Source organism: Nonomuraea sp. MG754425 (assembly GCF_021699195.1).
Lineage (GTDB): Bacteria > Actinomycetota > Actinomycetes > Streptosporangiales > Streptosporangiaceae > Nonomuraea.
This window is the reverse complement of the sequence record NZ_SSXE01000067.1, coordinates 1-16,616: the sequence shown is the minus strand read 5'-3', so window position 1 is coordinate 16,616 and position 16,616 is coordinate 1. Positions and strand designations below refer to the sequence as shown.

The window sequence follows — 16,616 nt, the reverse complement described above, 5'->3', positions numbered from 1 at the left end:
GCGACTTTACAGCACCCCCGGGCCCGCCCCGGCTGTGCGGCGCGGTGGGCCGCCTGGAAAGCTCTTTGGCCCACGTTTGCCACCACCATAAGGTTCACGACCTCAACAGTCGCAGGTGCGGCTTTCGCCACTTACGTCCGTCACATATCGGAGGCCGGTAGCATTCGCGGAGTTGTTCAGTCATGCGTGGGCAAAGACGAGAGGACATAGCGGTGAGCGGCGACGACCGCCAGAACGAAGAGGACCGCCAGAAAGAGCTGGCGCGAGAGCACAAAGAACGGCAGGCGAAGCGCGCGGCCGAGCAGAGCGTCAAGGCGAGGCGGAACACCTTCATCGGCGCGGCCGTGGCCGTCGTGGTGGTCGCGGGCGGCATCTTCGCGGCGACCAACCTGGTAGGCGGGGACGAGACGAAGAAGGCGGCGGCCGCGAGCACCCCTTCGGCCTCCGCCACCGCGCCGCTGCCGACCGAGCTGCCGAGCACCACGCCGCCGCAGAAGCCGGGCAAGGTCAGTTGCGAGTACAAGCGGGACGAGTCGGTCCCCCACAAGTACGTGGGCATGCCGGGCAAGAAGCCCAACCTGAAGCTCTCGACGATGACGATCACCACCAACCACGGTGACATCGTCATCGAGGTGGACGCGAACGCCACCCCGTGCTCGGTGAACTCGATGGCCTTCCTGGCCAAGAAGCGCTTCTACGAGAAGACCAAGTGCCACCGCCTGGTGACGCCGGAGACGGCCGGCCTGTTCCTGCTGCAGTGCGGCGACCCGCAGGCCAAGGCCGACGGCAAGAACCCCACGGACGGCCAGGGCAACGCCGGGTACGTCTTCCACGACGAGGCCGTGGGCGCCGTGCCGTACGGCAGGGGCGTGGTCTTCCTGACCCAGCCGCAGGACGCGGCCGGGCAGAACAGCAGCCAGTTCGCCATCTCGCTGTCGGACGAGAACGCCCAGCTCGAGCCGCAGTTCTCGGTGCTCGGCGTGGTCCGGTCCGGCCTGGAGATGATCGAGAAGATCGCCAAGGACGGTGTGATCACCAACCCGGACGACATCACCGGCGACGGCGGCTCCACCGCGCCGAAGAACCCGATCATCATCGAGAAGGTCACCGTCAAGTAGGGGACCCGACACACGGAAAGGGCCGGGGCGGCGCCGCCCCGGCCCTTTCCGTGTGTCGGCTGGGCTTGGCTACACCTCGGCCTTGGGCCGGGCGTCCACGCCCGCCTCCTTGCGCTGCTCGGCCGTGATCGGCGTCGGCGCGGCCGTGAGCGGGTCGAAGCCGGAGGCCGTCTTCGGGAACGCGATCACGTCGCGGATCGAGTCGCCGTCGGACAGCAGCATGCAGATGCGGTCCCAGCCGTAGGCGATGCCGCCGTGCGGGGGCGGGCCGTACTTGAACGCCTCCAGCAGGAAGCCGAACTTGTTCTCCGCCTCCTCCTTGGAGATGCCGAGCACGTCGAAGACGCGCTGCTGCATCTCGGCCCGGTGGATACGGATCGAGCCGCCGCCGATCTCCATGCCGTTGCAGACCATGTCGTAGGCGTAGGCCAGCGCCTCGCCCGGGTGGTCCTGGAAGTTGTCGGCCCACTCCGGCTTCGGGCCGGTGAACGGGTGGTGCACGGCCGTCCAGCCGCCCTCGCCGTCCTCCTCGAACATGGGGGCGTCCACGACCCACAGGAACGACCACTGCGACTCGTCGATCAGGTCGCAGCGCCGCCCGATCTCCAGGCGGGCCGCGCCGAGCAGGTCGCGGGCGGCGCTCCTGGCACCGGCCGCGAAGAAGATCGCGTCGCCCGCCCGCGCGCCGACCTTCTCGGCCAGCCCGGACAGCTCCGCCTCCGACAGGTTCTTGGCGACGGGGCCGCCGAGCGTGCCGTCCTCCTGCACCAGCACGTACGCCAGGCCCTTGGCGCCGCGCGCGCGGGCCCAGTCCTGCCAGCCGTCGAGCTCCTTGCGGGTCTGCGCGGCCCCGCCCGGCATGACGACGGCGCCGACGTACTCGGCCTGGAAGACCCGGAACGAGGTGCCGGAGAAGTAGTCGGTCATCTCGACGAGCTCCTGGCCGAAGCGCAGGTCGGGCTTGTCGGAGCCGTAGCGGGACATGGCGTCGGCGTACGTGATGCGCGGCAGCGGCGTGGGCAGCTCGTAGCCGGCGATCTCCCGCCACAGCCGGCCGATCAGCGTCTCGCCGACGGCGATGACGTCCTCCTGGTCCACGAACGACATCTCGACGTCGATCTGCGTGAACTCCGGCTGCCGGTCGGCCCGCAGGTCCTCGTCGCGGTAGCACTTGGCGAGCTGGTAGTAGCGCTCGAGCCCGGCCACCTGAAGAAGCTGCTTGAACAACTGCGGCGACTGCGGCAGGGCGTACCAGTTGCCCGGCTGCAGGCGTACCGGCACCAGGAAGTCGCGCGCGCCCTCGGGCGTGGAGCGGGTCAGGGTGGGCGTCTCGACGTAGACGAAGCCGAGCTCGTGCATCACCTCGTTGGCCAGGTAGGTGGCCTTGGAGCGGGTGCGCATCGCGTTGGCCACCTGCTGGCGGCGGATGTCGAGGTAGCGGTACTTCAGCCGCGCCTCCTCCGACACCCCCACGTTGCCCTCGATCGGGAACGGCAGCGGCGCGGACTCGCTCAGCACCTCGACCTGCTCGGCCACGACCTCGATCGCGCCGGTCGGCAGGTCGGGGTTCTCGTTGCCCTCGGGCCGCACCCTGACCTGGCCGACGACCTGCACGCAGTATTCGGCGCGCAGGTCGTGGGCGTGGTCCTCCTCGCGGAAGACCACCTGCGCCGAGCCGGAGGCGTCACGCAGGTCGATGAAGACGACGCCGCCGTGGTCACGGCGGCGGGCCACCCATCCTGCGAGCGTCACCTGCTGCCCGGCATGCTCCTCACGGAGCGACCCGGCGGTATGCGTGCGGATCACTGCACTTTCCCTTCATGCGGATAGGAGAGGGGCGGCAGCGGCCCTGGCTCGCCGGTCACTGCATCTTCCCCTTCAAGACGTCGACGACCTGGGCCAGCGGCACCTCGGTCTGCTCGGCGGTGGCCAGGTTCTTCACTTGCACGGCCCCGGCCGCGAGGTCACGCTCGCCCAGGATCAGCGCGAAGCGGGCGCCGGAACGATCGGCCCCCTTCATCGCCCCCTTGAGCCCCTTGCCGCCGAAGGCCATGTCGGCGGCGACACCGGCCGCGCGCAGCCCGCTCAGGAGCTTGAACATCGCCCGCGCCGCCTCGTCGCCCAGCGCCACACCGTACACCTCGCAGCGGGCCGGGACGTCGAGAGTCACGCCTTCGCGCTCCAGCGCGATGACGGTGCGGTCGAGGCCGAGCCCGAAGCCGATGCCGGGCAGGCGCGGCCCGCCGATGGCCTCCGACAGGCCGTCGTAACGGCCGCCGCCGCCGATGCCCGACTGGGCGCCCAGCAGCGGGTGGTCGAACTCGAACGTGGTGCGGGTGTAGTAGTCGAGGCCGCGCACGAGCCTGGGCTGGTCCTCCCACGGGATGCCGAGGTCGGCCAGGAGCTGCTTGACGCGGTCGTGGTAGGACTTGCAGTCGGGGCACAGGTGGTCGCCGATGAGCGGCGCGTCCTCCAGTTGCGCGCGGACCTCGGGGCGCCGGTCGTCGAGCACCCGCAGCGGGTTGATCTCGATGCGCTGCCGGGTGGCCTCGTCGAGGTCGAGCGCGCGCAGGAACTCCTGCAGCCGGGCCCGGTAGATCGGGCGGCACTCGCCGCAGCCGAGCGAGTTGAGCAGCAGCCGCACCTGGGTGAGGCCGAGCGAGGTGTACCAGCTCCAGGCCAGCGCGATGGTCTCGGCGTCGACCGCCGGGTCCTCGCTGCCGATGGCCTCCAGGTCGAGCTGGTAGAACTGGCGGTAGCGGCCCTCCTGCGGCGCCTCGGCGCGGAAGACCGGACCGTCGGTCCAGACCTTCACCGGGAGCTGGCCGCGGTGCAGGCCGTACTCCAGCACGGCGCGCAGCACGCCGGCGGTGAACTCCGGCCGCAGCGTCAGCGACCTGCCGCCGCGGTCGGTGAAGGTGTACATCTCCTTGCTGACGACGTCGGTGGACTCGCCGACCCCGCGCGCGAAGAGCTGCGTGTCCTCGAAGACCGCGGTCTCCAGGTAGGCGTACCCCGCGCGCCTGGCCGTCTCCGCGAACGCCCCGCGGATCGCCTGGAACGTGGACGCCTGCGGCGGGACGTACTCCTTGACGCCCTTGGGTGCTTGGAAAGTCATTAGATCCCTCGTGTGGGACCGGCGTGCGGCGCTGCTTCCTTCAGGTATGGGTTGGTCACGCGCTCGCGGCCGATCGTGGTCTGTGGTCCGTGGCCCGGCAGGACGACCGTATCGTCAGGCAGCGGCAGACACTTGGCAGCCAGGCTGCGCAGAATCGTCGGGTAGTCGCCGCCGGGAAGGTCGGAGCGGCCGATGGAGCCGGCGAACAGCAGGTCGCCCGAGAACATGACCTCGTCACCGGGCGTGCGGAAGCTCACCGACCCCCTGGTATGGCCGGGCGTGTGGTCGACCGTGAACTCCAGGCCCGCGAGCGGGAGCACGGCCCCGTCGGACAGCTCGCGCACGTCGTCGGGCTCGCTCAGCGTGATGCCGCCGAACAGCGAGGCGCTGGTGTCGGACCAGCCGGCGGCCGGGTCGCTCAGCAGGTGACGGTCGTCGGGGTGGATCCACGCGGGCACGTCGCGCGCGCCGCACACGGGGGCCACCGACCAGACGTGGTCGAGGTGGCCGTGGGTGAGCAGGACCGCGACGGGCTTGAGCCGGTGCTCGCGCAGCAGCTCGTCGACGCCCTCGGTCGCGTCCTGACCTGGATCGACGATCACGCACTCCTCGCCGGCGGCGGGCGCGACGACGTAACAATTGGTCTGGAAGGCCCCTGCGGGGAAGCCTGCGATGAGCATCTGCCTCAGGTGATCTCGTCGAAAATCCAATGGGAATGTAACCGAAGGGTACCGGTGCGGGTCGCCGGGCTGCGAATCATTACCCGTTGGCCGATACGATTCGCCCACCTCAGTTGATTGACTATGGGAGGCAAAGCGGTGGCCACGGGGAAGGACCGGCAGAGGCAGCTCGCGCGTGAGCACTTCGAGCGGCAGATGCAGCGCCGCACCGAGCGCGAGCAGAAGGCCAAGCGCACGGCGATCATCGGCTCCACCGTGGGCGTGGTGATCGTGGTCGGCGGCATCGTGGCCGCGGTCGCGCTGCTCGGCGGCAATGACACAGGTACGGAGGCGGCGACCTCGCCCTCGTCGGCGCCGGCGGAGACCGCGCAGGCGTCGGCGGCGGCCGGGCCCAAGCCGTACGACGCCAAGGCGGGCACCTGCGACTACGTCAAGGACTCGTCAGGCGGACAGGTGAAGGACGTCGGCATGCCGCCGGCGAAGGTCGCGACCGAGCCGGCCACCAAGACCATGACGCTGCAGACGAACCTGGGCGACATCGTGGTCAAGCTGGACAACGCCAAGGCTCCGTGCACGACGAACTCGCTGGAGTTCCTGGCGGGCAAGAAGTACTACAACGGCAGCAAGTGCCACCGGCTCGGCAGCGACAAGTTCCCGATGCTGCAGTGCGGCGACCCGACCGCCAAGGCCGACGGCAAGAACACCACGGACGGTTCCGGTGGCCCCGGCTACGTGCTGGCCGAGGAGAACCTCCAGGGCGCCCAGTACAAGCGCGGTGTGATGGCGATGGCCAAGACCTCCGCGCCGGGCAGCACGGGCAGCCAGTTCTTCCTCGTTTTCGGGGACATCGGGCTCAGCCCGGATTACACGCCTGTGGGTACGATCACCAAGGGGCTCGACATCCTGGACAAGGTGAACAAAGCGGGAGTCATCGCCAACATGGGAGACGAGACGGGAGCGCCAAAGCAAACCGTCGAAATCAAAGACGTGACAATCGCCGGCAAGAGCTGACGTAATACAAACTAGGGACGAAGTAGTCCCGAAGGGTCTGATGGATAGTGCGGGAGGACACGGTGAGCACCGACCCGTGGGGCCGGGTAGACGACGACGGCACCGTCTACGTGCGTACGGCTGAGGGAGAGCGGGCCGTCGGCTCCTGGCAGGCCGGTGAACCCGAAGAGGCACTGGCCTACTTCCATCGCAAGTACGACGAGCTGGCCGGTCAGGTGCAGCTGCTCGAACAGCGGGTCAGGGGCACCGATCTGGCTCCGGCGCAGGCCGAGGCGAACATCACCAAGCTGCGCGAGGCCGTCTCGGAGGCGCACGCCGTCGGCGACCTCGACGCGCTGACGAGGCGGCTCGACAGCCTGACCGAGCTGGTCGCCCAGCGCCGCGAGGAGGTCAAGGCGGCGCGCGAGCAGGCCAGGGCCGAGGCCAGGTCGGTCAAGGAGCGCATCGTCGCCGAGGCCGAGCGCATCGCGGACGAGACCACCCACTGGAAGTCGGGCGGCGAACGACTGCGCCAGCTCGTCGAGGAGTGGAAGGCCGCCGACCGCATCGACCGGGTCACCGAGGCGGCGCTGTGGAAGCGGCTGTCGGCCGCGCGCACGGCGTTCGCCAAGCGCCGCAAGGTGTACTTCTCGGGCCTGGACGAGCAGCGCGAGGGCGTGCGCTCGATCAAGGAGCGCATCGTCGTCGAGGCCGAGGCCATCGCCGGCTCCACCGACTGGGGCCAGACGGCGGCGATCTACCGCGACCTGATGCAGCAGTGGAAGGGCGCGGGCCGGGCCTCGCGGGACGTCGAGGACGAGCTGTGGGGGCGTTTCAAGGCCGCCCAGGACCAGTTCTTCCAGGCCCGTTCCGCGGTGTTCGCCGAGCGCGACGCCTCGCTGGCCGCCAACGCGGAGGTCAAGGAGGTGCTGCTGACCGAGGCCGAGAAGATCCTGCCGGTCACCGACGTCCGCACGGCCAGGGCGGCGCTGCGGCACATCCTGGAGCGCTGGGAGGCCGCCGGGCCCGTGCCGCGCGAGCAGCGCGACCGGCTCGAAGGCGGGCTGCGCAAGGTCGACGAGGCCGTGCGCAAGGCCGAGGACGCCGAGTGGAAGCGGTCCAACCCCGAGGCCAGGGCCCGCGCCCAGAGCACCGTGGACCAGCTCCGCACCTCGATCGAGCAGCTCGAGAAGCGGCTGGCCAAGGCGCACGCCGCCGGACGCGCCAAGGACGTCAAGGAGGCCGAGGAGGCCATCACCGCGCGCCGCTCGTGGCTGGCGGAGGCCGAGCGCACCCTCACCGAGTTCAGCTGAGGGCTCGACGTCCGGCGCGAGTGTCCGGTCCTCGGCGGAGACCCGTCTCCGGCTGAGGGCCCGTCCCCCGGGCCGCCGTCGCCGATTCGGGCGGCGCGCGACGGGGCCCGGGATCTAGGCTGACGTGCATGGACCCCGTCACGGCCGCGCGCGCCTTCGTCGAAGAGCTCTTCCCCGGCGCCCTGTACGCCTTCGTCGGCGGCAGCGTGCTCACCGAGAGCCGCACCAGCACCTCCGACCTCGACATCGTGGTGGTGCTCGACGGCCTGGCCACCCCCTACCGCGAGTCGCTGCGCTGGCGCGAGTGGCCCGTCGAGCTGTTCGCGCACAGCGAGACCAGCCTGGCCGCCTACATCGACGGCGACTTCGACCGGCGGCGGCCGACCCTGGCCCGCATCTGCGCCGAGGGCGCGGTGCTGGCCGACCGGACCGGCGGCCGGGCCAGCGACCTGCAGAGCACGCTGGCCGAACGCCTGGCGGCCGGCCCGTCGGGGTTGTCGGCCGACCAGGCCGAGCGGTTCAGATACAGCCTGTCCGACCTGCTGGACGACCTGTCGGGGGCGACCGACCCGGGTGAGCGCGCGTTCATCGGCTGGGAGGTCGTCCAGGCCACCGCCCGGACCGCGCTGGGCGTGGGACGGGCGTGGCAGGGCAGCGGCAAGTGGCTGCTGCGGGAGCTGCGCGCCCATGACGCGCGGCTGGCCGACGAGCTGCTGGCCGCCCGCGACGACCCCGCCAGGCTCTCCGCGGTGGCCTCAGACGTCCTCGAGCGGGCCGGAGGACGCCTCTGGGAGGGTTACCGGGCCCAGGGTGACCCTTTCCACCGGCCGCTGCGTCACGTCCGCTCAGGAGAGCTCTCCGGCGAGACGGCGCAGAGTTCGGGAATGCGGCGGCTGGCCGCGATCAGCGGCGCCACGACCGGGTCGGCGCGGCTGTGGATGGGCCAGACCCACGTCGCCCCCGCCACCCGCTCCTCCGACCACCACCACGGCGCCTCCGAGACGGCCATCTACGTGGTCAGCGGCACGCCGTCGTTCGCGTTCCTGGAGGACGGCGCGGAGACCCGCATCGAGGCCGGGCCCGGCGACTACGTCTTCGTGCCGCCGTACGTGCCGCACCGCGAGGAGAACCCCGACCCCTCGCGGGAGGCGGTCGTGGTGATCGCGCGCAGCACGCAGGAGGCCATCGTGGTCAACCTGCCCGACCTGCGCCCCCGCTGAGGGCTCAGCTTCCCGCGCCGCTCACCCGGTAGACGTCGAACACGCCCTGGATGTTGCGCACCGCCTTGAGCACGTGCCCCAGGTGCTTCGGGTCGCCCATCTCGAACGTGAACTTGCTGATCGCCACCCGGTCGCGCGAGGTCGTCACCGAGGCGCTGAGGATGTTGACGTGCTGGTCGGACAGCGTACGGGTGACGTCGGACAGCAGCCTCGGCCGGTCGAGCGCCTCCACCTGGATGGCCACCAGGAACACGCTGTCGTCGCTCGGCGACCAGCTCACCTCGACCAGCCGGTCGGGCTGCGTCTTGAGCTGCTGCACGTTGGTGCAGTCGTCGCGGTGCACGGACACGCCGTGGCCGCGGGTGACGAAGCCGACGATCTCGTCGCCGGGCACCGGGGTGCAGCACTTCGACAGCCGGACCCAGACGTCGGCGTCGCCGGCCACCACCACGCCCGCGCCGCCACCGCCCCGGGGACGGCCGCGCAGGCGGGTCGGCAGCGAGGTCTCGGCGATGTCCTCCTCGGCGCTGTCGACGCCGCCGATCGAGGCCACCAGCTTCTGCACGACCGCCTGGGCCGCGATGTGGCCCTCGCCGACGGCCGCGTACAGGGCCGACACGTCGGGGTAGCGCAGGTCGCGGGCCAGCGCCAGCAGCGCCTCGCCGGACATCAGCCGCTGCAGCGGCAGGCCCTGCTTGCGCATGGCGCGGCCGATGGCCTCCTTGCCCGCCTCGATCGCGGTCTCGCGGCGCTCCTTGGAGAACCACTGCCGGATCTTGTTTCGGGCGCGGCCCGACTTGACGAACTTCAGCCAGTCGCGCGACGGCCCGGCGTCGGGCGACTTCGAGGTGAAGATCTCCACCGTGTCGCCGTTGCCGAGGCGCGACTCCAGCGGCACCAGCCGCCCGTTGACCCGGGCGCCGATGCAGCGATGGCCCACCTCGGTGTGCACCGCGTAGGCGAAGTCGACCGGCGTGGCCCCCTCGGGCAGGGCGATGACCTGGCCCTTCGGGGTGAAGACGTAGACCTCGGAGACCGACAGGTCGAAGCGCAGCGACTCGAGGAACTCGCCCGGGTCGGAGGTCTCCTTCTGCCAGTCGAGGAGCTGGCGCAGCCAGGCCATGTCGCTGCCCGGCTTGACCTTGCCCGCGGGGCCGGGGGCGCCGACCTCCTCCTTGTACTTCCAGTGCGCGGCCACGCCGTACTCGGCCCTGTGGTGCATCGCGTGGGTGCGGATCTGCAGCTCCACCGGCTTGCCCTCGGGACCGATCACCGTCGTGTGCAGCGACTGGTACATGTTGAACTTGGGCATCGCTATGTAGTCTTTGAACCGGCCCGGCACCGGGTTCCACCTGGCGTGGATGGTGCCGAGCGCGGCATAGCAGTCGCGCACGCTGTCGACCAGCACGCGGATGCCCACCAGGTCGTAGATGTCGTCGAACGCGACATCCCTGGCGATCATCTTCTGGTAGACCGAGTAGTAGTGCTTCGGCCGCCCCTTGACCACCGCGCGGATCCTGGCCTCGCGCAGGTCGCCGGAGACCTTCTCGATGACCTCCTGCAGGAACAGGTCCCTGCGGGGCGCCCGCTCCGACACCATGCGCGCGATCTCGTCGTAGCGCTTGGGGTAGAGCATCGCGAAGGCGAGGTCCTCCAGCTCCCACTTGATCGTGTTCATGCCCAGGCGGTGGGCGAGCGGGGCGAAGATCTCCAGCGTCTCGCGCGACTTCTGGTGACGCTTGTGCTCCGGCAGGTAGCGCATGGTGCGCATGTTGTGCAGCCGGTCGGCCAGCTTGATGATCAGCACGCGGATGTCGCGCGACATGGCGACGACCATCTTGCGGACGGTCTCGGCCTGCGCGGCGTCGCCGAACTTGACCTTGTCGAGCTTGGTGACGCCGTCGACCAGGGACCCGATCGTGTCGCCGAAGTCGCCGCGCAGTTCGTCGAGGCTGTAGGCGGTGTCCTCGACGGTGTCGTGCAGCAGCGCGGCGCACAGCGTCTCGTCGTCGGTGCCGAGCTCGGCCAGGATCGTCGCCACGGCCAGCGGATGCGTGATGTACGGGTCGCCGGACTTCCGCTTCTGGTCGCGGTGATGGTAGGCGGCCACGTCGTAGGCACGCTCGATCACCCGCAGGTCCGCCTTGGGGTGGGTGGCCCGTACGGTGCGGAACAACGGTTCCAGCACCGGATTCATGGCCCCACCCCCAAACCGCCTTCGACGCACCGCTGGGACGTTGGGCGTCTCGGCATTGCCAGAGTCGGTTACGTCGGGCACGACCACATCACGGGGCACACAGGCTCCTCCCGCACTGGCTCCTCACGCAAAAAGCTCCTTACGTTTCGAGTCCAGAGACCACAGTGTATCCAGGCGGCGAACCTGAGCCGTCGCGGGCCGGTTCAGACGATCACGAGGGAGTGCACATCCAATCCCGTCAGCCGCTCCCGCCCCTTCAGGAACGCCAGCTCCATCAGCACCGCGATGCCGACGACCTGGGCCCCTGCCCTGCTCACCAGCTCCACCGCCGCCTGCGCGGTGCCTCCTGTGGCCAGCACGTCATCGACGATGAGCACGCGGTCACCCGGCGCGAACGCGTCGCGGTGCACCTCGATCGTCGCGGAGCCGTACTCCAGATCGTAGGACTCCTCCAGGGTTTCGGCGGGCAGTTTCCCCTTCTTTCGTACGGGCACGAATCCGGCCGCCGCCCGGTAGGCCACCGGCGCGGCGAGGATGAACCCGCGTGCCTCGATGCCCACGATCTTGTCCACCTGGTACAGGCCGGCCAGTTCCTCCACCACGGCCGCCATCGCGACCGGGTCGGCCAGCAGCGGGGTGATGTCCTTGAACATGACTCCCGGCTTGGGGTAGTCGGCCACGTCCCTGATCCGGTCCAGGATCAGCGTGCTGAGCTCGGTCATCGCATTTCCTCGCATTTCTCCGCCGGCCGTCTGCCGGGCTCCATGATGGTGCATCGGGGCGTCCGGCTCGTACCGCTCCCGTGCTGGGTAGCCCTCCCGCGTCCCTCAGAGCCCCTGTGAGCGCTCCGGGTGCTCCCGCGCGCCCTCGGGAGAGGCGGGGCGCACGCGAAGGCGCCCCCGCCCGCTCAGGGACGGAGGCGCCTGTCGACAGCCTGGCTTTCGGGCGGCTACCCCTTGGCTACCGCCGCGCTTTTGGAATCCTTCGACCCCTTGCCGCCGGAGCCCTTGCCGCCACCTCCCGTGGAGGCCAGCCTCCTGGCGATGGCCTGGTACTTCGGCTCGCGCTCCTTCAGCGTCACCAGCAGCGGCGTGGCGACGCACAGCGACGAGTACGTACCGACGATCATGCCGACGAACAGGGCCAGCGACAGGTCCTTCAGCGTGCCCGCGCCGAGCAGCGTGGTGCCGATGAACAGGATCGCCGCCACCGGCAGGATCGCGACCAGCGAGGTGTTCAGCGAACGGATCAGCGTGTGGTTGAGCGCGTTGTTGGCCGCCATCGAGTACGTCTGCTTCGACGTGTGCCCCAGCTTGGCCGTGACCTCCTTGATCATGTCGAACACCACGACCGCGTCGTAGAGCGAATAACCGAGGATGGTCAGGAAGCCCAGCAGCGTCGCGGGCGTGACCTCGAAGCCCGACCAGGCGTAGATGCCGGCGGTGATGACGAGGTCGTGGACGAGCGCGACGATGGCGGCCAGCGCCATCTTCGGCTCGAACGCCATCGACAGGTACAGGATGATCGCCAGCATGAACACGCCCAGGCCGATCCAGGCCTTCTGCGACACCTCACCGCCCCAGGACGCGCCGATCGACTGAATGTCGACCTGGTCGGCGGGGACGCTGTAGTCCTTCGAGATGGCCGTCTGCACCTGGGTGGTGGTGCCTTCCGCCAGCGTCTCGGTGGTGACCCGCCAGCGGTCGCCGGCCGTCTGCACGATCGGCTGGTGCACACCCTCGGCCTGGAAGGTCTCACGGACCTGCTCGATGCTCGCGTTGCCGGCCTTGAACGAGAAGACCGACCCGCCCCTGAACTCCACGCCCAGGTTGAGCCCGTTGATCAGCAGACCGGCGAGCGAGACGACCAGCAGCAGGCCGGACAGGCTGTACCACAGCCGCCACTTGCCGACGAAGTCGACATCGATCTCGCCGCGGTAGAGGCGACGCCCCAGTCCCATCTCAGGCCTCCTGCGGTGTGGTCGTGCGGCCGGTCGAGTGCGTGTCGCTCATGCGCTCGGCGTCGAGACCCGACAGCGGGTGCCCCTTGGCGAAGAACTTCAACCGCGCCAGCAGAGCGATGAACGGCTTGGTGAACATGAACACCACCACGATGTCGATCAGCGTGGTCAGGCCCATCGCGAACGCGAACCCGGCCACACCGCCCACCGCCAGGAAGTACAGCACGATCGCGGCGATGAACATCACGGCGTCGGCGATCAGGATCGTGCGCCGTGCGCGGACCCAGGCCACCTCGACGGCCGCGCGAAGCGTCCGCCGTCCTTCCTTCATCTCATCACGTATGCGTTCGAAGTACACGATGAAGGAGTCGGCGGTGATGCCGATCGAGACCACCAGGCCGATGATGTGCGGCAGCGAGAGCCGGAAGTTGGCGTTGTGGCCGAGCACGACCACCGCCGTGTAGGTGATGACCGTGGCCACCACGAGGCTCAGCACCGCCACCACCCCCAGGCCCCGGTAGTAGAGCAGGCAGTAGACGAGCACGAGCGCCAGGCCGATGAGGCCGGCGATCAGGCCGCCTTCGAGCTGGTCCTGGCCGAGGGTCGAGGAGACCGTGTCGATCGAGCTGCGGTTGAACTTCAGCGGCAGCGCGCCGTACTTGAGCTGGTCGGCCAGGTTGGTGGCGCTGACCTGGTCGAAGTTGCCGGTGATCTCGGCCCGGCCGCCGGGGATCGGGCCCTGGATGACCGGCGCGGTGATCACGACGCCGTCGAGCACGACCGCGACCATGTTGCGCGGCTCGGGCGAGTTGAAGGCGGCCGTGGTGAGCTTGCCCCACTCGCCGGCGCCCTTGCTCTTGAAGTCGAGCTGGACGACCCACTCGGTGGTGCCCTGGCGCACGCCCGCCGAGGCCGTGTCGATGTCGGTGCCGACGACCTTGGCGACGTCGAGGACGTACTTGTAGCTGCCGTCGGTCTCGCAGCCCGCGAACTGCTTGTTCGGGTCGTCCTGGACGCCCTGGCCGCGGTTGGCCGGGTCGGCGCAGTCGAGCTTGTTGAACTGGGCCAGCACCGCCGGGTCGATGCCCGAGGTGTCGATGCCGGCGTTGGGGTCCTGCGCGGGCGGCGTGCTGGCCTGGCCGGTCGGCGTGGCCTTGGCCTCCTGGCCCTTCTTGCCGTCCTGCTGCTTGGCGTCCTGACCGGTCTGGCCCGTCTGGCCGTCCTGGCCCGTCTGGCCGTTCTGCGTCGCGGCCGGCTTGGCCGTCGGGTCCTCGGCGCCCTGGGCGGGCGCCGAGGCCGCGGGCGTCGGAGCGGTCAGCGCCGACGACAGTGCCTTGCCCGTCGGAGAGGCGCTCGGCACCGAGGCCGAACTGGACGGCGCCGAGCCCGACGGCTCGCCCGACGGAGCCGTGGACGCGCCGCCCGAGGGCGTGGCGCCCGGCGTCGGCGCGTTGGTGGCCAGCTCCTGCGGGGCCTGGGTGGCCGCCACGGCCAGCACCTGGCGGAAACGCAGCTCCGCGGTGGTCGCGACCAGCTTGATGGCCTCGCTCTGACCGACGCCCGGGATGGAGATGATGATGTTGTCGCCGGACTTGGCGACTTCGGCGTCGGAGATTCCGGTGCCGTTGACCCGGTCGCGGATGATGTTGACCGCGCGGTCGAGGATCTCCTCAGGCGGCGAGGCGTTGTTCTGGGTCACGGGCGACAGCGTCACCGTCGTGCCACCCGCGAGGTCGAGCCCAAGTTTGGGCGTGAACGCCTTCTGCAGGAACATCGTCCCGCCCAGGGCGAGGATGAGCGCCAGAAGCACCAGGAGCGTACGCCCCGGTCGGCTGTGGCGGCTGGTCGGTCGGGCCACTGGTCGTCAGTTCTTTCAGATAGAGGTTTGTCGCAGAGCTTAGTCAGGACTGCTTGGTACTGGAGCCCTGGTCGCCGTCGCGCTCTACGGTGGCCTCGGTCTCCTTCTTACCCTCATCGTCGAGATCCGCCTGGTCAGCGACCGGATCGCCGTCACTGGCCGGGGCATCGCCCGGAGTGACGACGCGGCCGATCGCCGCCTTCACCCAACGGGTCTCTATCCCCGGCGCGATCTCGAGGACGACGTCCTCATTGTCGACCGTCACGACGTTGGCGAACAGGCCCGTCGTGGTCATGACCCGGGTTCCGGGCGTCAGGGAGTTCTGCATCTTGACCGCTTCCTGCTGGCGCTTGCGCTGCGGGCGGATCAGCAGGAAGTAGAACACCACCACCAGAAGAATCAGCGGCAGGATGCTTCCGAGTTGTCCCATGTCCATCAGGGGCGACCTTCCATTTTTCGTACAAAGAAGTTGACACCGGCCTCGCGCCGGAAATTCCGTGCGTTGCTTCGGGCCGCGCCGCTCAGCCCGTCAGCCTACACAGCCAGCCAAGCCACGGAGTGTAGGCGCTTGTTGCGAAACGCGGCAACGAGGCAGCGTTTCGGCGCGCGGGGAAGTTCCCATTTTGAAACGGTTGCAACCGTTCTGTGATCAGTCGAAAAGTGACGCTCCGAACGCATCGGGTGGCGGTTTCATTCCTAGATGGGCCCATGCCGCGGCGGTGGCGACCCGGCCTCTCGGGGTCCTGGCCAGCAGCCCTTGGCGTACGAGGAAGGGCTCGGCCACCACCTCGACCGTCTCCGGCTCCTCCCCCACGGCCACCGCCAGGGTGGACAGGCCGACCGGGCCGCCGCCGAACTTCTTCAGCAGCACGCCGAGCACCGCCCGGTCGAGCCGGTCGAGCCCTTCGCCGTCGACCTCGTACAGGTTGAGCGCCGCCGAGGCGATGTCGCGGTCGATCACGCCGTCGGCCCGCACGTCGGCGAAGTCGCGCACCCGTCTCAGCAGCCGGTTCGCGATACGGGGCGTGCCGCGCGAGCGCCGGGCGATCTCGTGCGCGCCCTCCTCCGGCAGCGGCACCCCGAGCAACTGGGCCGAGCGGTGCAGCACCTGCTCCAGTTCGGCGGCCTCGTAGAAGTCCATGTGCGCGGTGAACCCGAACCGGTCGCGCAGCGGCGCCGGCAGCAGCCCGGCCCTGGTGGTCGCGCCGACCAGCGTGAACGGGGCGATGTCGAGCGGGATGGCGGTCGCCCCCGGGCCCTTGCCGACGATGATGTCGACCCGGAAGTCCTCCATCGCGAGGTAGAGCATCTCCTCGGCGGGCCTGGCCATCCGGTGGATCTCGTCGATGAACAGCACCTCGCCCTCGCTCAGCGTGGACAGGATCGCCGCCAGGTCGCCCGCCCGCTCCAGCGCCGGGCCCGAGGTGATCCGGAGCGGGGCGTTCAGCTCGACCGCGATGATCATGGCCAGGGTCGTCTTGCCGAGGCCGGGGGAGCCGCTCATGAGCACGTGGTCGGGCGGGCTCTGCCTGCGCAGCGCGCTCTCCAGCACCAGCGAGAGCTGCTCGCGCACGCGGCCCTGGCCGATGAACTCGCTCAGGCGCTTGGGCCGGAGGGCGGCCTCGATCTGCAGCTCGTCGCCTCCGGCGGTGGAGGAAAGGATCTCCTCCCGCTCAAACCCCACTCCGGCGTCTCCTTCCTGTGGTCGTCATCCGGGTGGTCGTCATCCGGGTGTCGGCCGGCTTTCGAACCTCCGCCCCCACCTTCGCACCCGGCCGCCCGGCCTCGCGGGCCGCCGCCGTGGACGGCGCGCACGCAACCCACTTCATAGGCCGAGAACCGGAGGCCGCCGTCACAAACCGTCGCCCAGAAAGCGTTTTCGCGAATGGCGACCCATCATCTACCCAGCCCCGCGTGACCAAGCCACAACCAGAAAGGAACGCGAACGAGACATCCCCGGCAAGACCCGGCGCGAGCGAGACGCGGTCGGCGGGAGAGCCTTCGGCGACGTCCCGCGCGGCCAGGGCACGACCGGAAGAGCACACGACCGGGCCATGCCCGAAAAGGCGCGCGCCTGAAGCCCTTTCGACACAGCCGGGTGGAATCGAGACGGGGCCGAAAGAGGCCGAGACGGGGCCGAAGGGGGTCGAGGGGTGGTCGGT

Annotated in this window: 13 protein-coding genes; 4 read left to right on the top strand and 9 right to left on the bottom strand. The window is 69.8% G+C overall.

Annotation, left to right across the window (positions count from 1 at the left end; translation table 11 throughout):
- The first annotated feature begins 212 nt into the window (after positions 1-212).
- A complete protein-coding gene (locus tag FAF44_RS23125; RefSeq protein WP_237105322.1) occupies positions 213-1,118 on the top strand; it encodes a peptidylprolyl isomerase in 906 nt (301 codons plus the stop codon).
- A 69-nt stretch (positions 1,119-1,187) separates the two neighbouring features.
- Here the strand turns inward: FAF44_RS23125 and aspS are convergent, their stop codons facing one another.
- From aspS to FAF44_RS23110, 3 genes are read right to left on the bottom strand one after another with little or no spacing between them, the layout of a single operon-like run.
- Positions 1,188-2,924: an aspartate--tRNA ligase gene (gene aspS / locus FAF44_RS23120; protein WP_237105321.1), complete on the bottom strand. Its 1,737-nt coding sequence runs from the start codon at positions 2,922-2,924 to the stop codon at positions 1,188-1,190.
- Between the two features lie 55 nt (positions 2,925-2,979).
- Positions 2,980-4,236, bottom strand: a complete 1,257-nt coding sequence (gene hisS / locus FAF44_RS23115; protein ID WP_237105320.1) for a histidine--tRNA ligase — start codon at positions 4,234-4,236, stop codon at positions 2,980-2,982.
- Positions 4,236-4,916 (bottom strand): MBL fold metallo-hydrolase, encoded by a 681-nt coding sequence (locus tag FAF44_RS23110; RefSeq protein ID WP_237105319.1) that lies wholly within the window; start codon positions 4,914-4,916, stop codon positions 4,236-4,238. Before FAF44_RS23110 ends, hisS begins: the two co-directional genes overlap by 1 nt.
- A gap of 195 nt (positions 4,917-5,111) precedes the next feature.
- Here FAF44_RS23110 and FAF44_RS23105 point away from each other — a divergent pair, with 195 nt between their 5' ends.
- From FAF44_RS23105 to FAF44_RS23095, 3 genes are all read left to right on the top strand, one after another.
- The gene (locus tag FAF44_RS23105) at positions 5,112-5,927 is read left to right on the top strand and encodes a peptidylprolyl isomerase (RefSeq protein WP_308193363.1); all 816 of its coding nucleotides are present in this window, start codon (positions 5,112-5,114) and stop codon (positions 5,925-5,927) included.
- Between the two features lie 62 nt (positions 5,928-5,989).
- Positions 5,990-7,219 carry a DUF349 domain-containing protein gene (locus FAF44_RS23100; RefSeq protein WP_237105317.1) on the top strand — a complete coding sequence of 410 codons (1,230 nt, stop codon included), beginning with the start codon at positions 5,990-5,992 and terminating at the stop codon, positions 7,217-7,219.
- A 128-nt stretch (positions 7,220-7,347) separates the two neighbouring features.
- Positions 7,348-8,439, top strand: coding sequence for a cupin domain-containing protein (locus FAF44_RS23095; RefSeq protein WP_237105316.1), 1,092 nt, complete (start codon positions 7,348-7,350; stop codon positions 8,437-8,439).
- Positions 8,440-8,443: 4 nt separating this feature from the next.
- On the opposite strand, the gene FAF44_RS23090 is transcribed toward FAF44_RS23095, so the two are convergent.
- The 6 genes from FAF44_RS23090 to ruvB form a co-directional block, all read right to left on the bottom strand.
- The gene (locus tag FAF44_RS23090; RefSeq protein ID WP_237105315.1) at positions 8,444-10,636 is read right to left on the bottom strand and encodes a bifunctional (p)ppGpp synthetase/guanosine-3',5'-bis(diphosphate) 3'-pyrophosphohydrolase; all 2,193 of its coding nucleotides are present in this window, start codon (positions 10,634-10,636) and stop codon (positions 8,444-8,446) included.
- A 203-nt stretch (positions 10,637-10,839) separates the two neighbouring features.
- Positions 10,840-11,358: an adenine phosphoribosyltransferase gene (locus tag FAF44_RS23085; RefSeq protein ID WP_237105314.1), complete on the bottom strand. Its 519-nt coding sequence runs from the start codon at positions 11,356-11,358 to the stop codon at positions 10,840-10,842.
- 227 nt (positions 11,359-11,585) lie between these two features.
- Complete coding sequence (gene secF, locus FAF44_RS23080) at positions 11,586-12,596, bottom strand: protein translocase subunit SecF (protein WP_237105313.1); 1,011 nt, start codon at positions 12,594-12,596, stop codon at positions 11,586-11,588.
- 1 nt (position 12,597) lies between these two features.
- Complete coding sequence (gene secD / locus FAF44_RS23075; RefSeq protein WP_237105312.1) at positions 12,598-14,406, bottom strand: protein translocase subunit SecD; 1,809 nt, start codon at positions 14,404-14,406, stop codon at positions 12,598-12,600.
- A 91-nt stretch (positions 14,407-14,497) separates the two neighbouring features.
- Positions 14,498-14,890 (bottom strand): preprotein translocase subunit YajC, encoded by a 393-nt coding sequence (yajC, locus tag FAF44_RS23070; RefSeq protein ID WP_237105311.1) that lies wholly within the window; start codon positions 14,888-14,890, stop codon positions 14,498-14,500.
- A 213-nt stretch (positions 14,891-15,103) separates the two neighbouring features.
- Positions 15,104-16,138, bottom strand: coding sequence for a Holliday junction branch migration DNA helicase RuvB (ruvB, locus tag FAF44_RS23065; protein WP_237105310.1), 1,035 nt, complete (start codon positions 16,136-16,138; stop codon positions 15,104-15,106).
- Between the last annotated feature and the right edge of the window lie 478 nt (positions 16,139-16,616).

Bases quoted from the DNA above. Each gene is read 5' to 3' on its own strand.
- hisS (WP_237105320.1), bottom strand. From the start codon at position 4,236: ATGACTTTCCAAGCACCCAAGGGCGTCAAGGAGTACGTCCCGCCGCAG.
- FAF44_RS23110 (WP_237105319.1), bottom strand. From the start codon at position 4,916: ATGCTCATCGCAGGCTTCCCCGCAGGGGCCTTCCAGACCAATTGTTAC.
- FAF44_RS23105 (WP_308193363.1), top strand. From the start codon at position 5,112: ATGCAGCGCCGCACCGAGCGCGAGCAGAAGGCCAAGCGCACGGCGATC.
- FAF44_RS23095 (WP_237105316.1), top strand. From the start codon at position 7,348: ATGGACCCCGTCACGGCCGCGCGCGCCTTCGTCGAAGAGCTCTTCCCC.
- FAF44_RS23090 (WP_237105315.1), bottom strand. From the start codon at position 10,636: ATGAATCCGGTGCTGGAACCGTTGTTCCGCACCGTACGGGCCACCCAC.
- FAF44_RS23085 (WP_237105314.1), bottom strand. From the start codon at position 11,358: ATGACCGAGCTCAGCACGCTGATCCTGGACCGGATCAGGGACGTGGCC.
- secF (WP_237105313.1), bottom strand. From the start codon at position 12,596: ATGGGACTGGGGCGTCGCCTCTACCGCGGCGAGATCGATGTCGACTTC.
- yajC (WP_237105311.1), bottom strand. From the start codon at position 14,890: ATGGACATGGGACAACTCGGAAGCATCCTGCCGCTGATTCTTCTGGTG.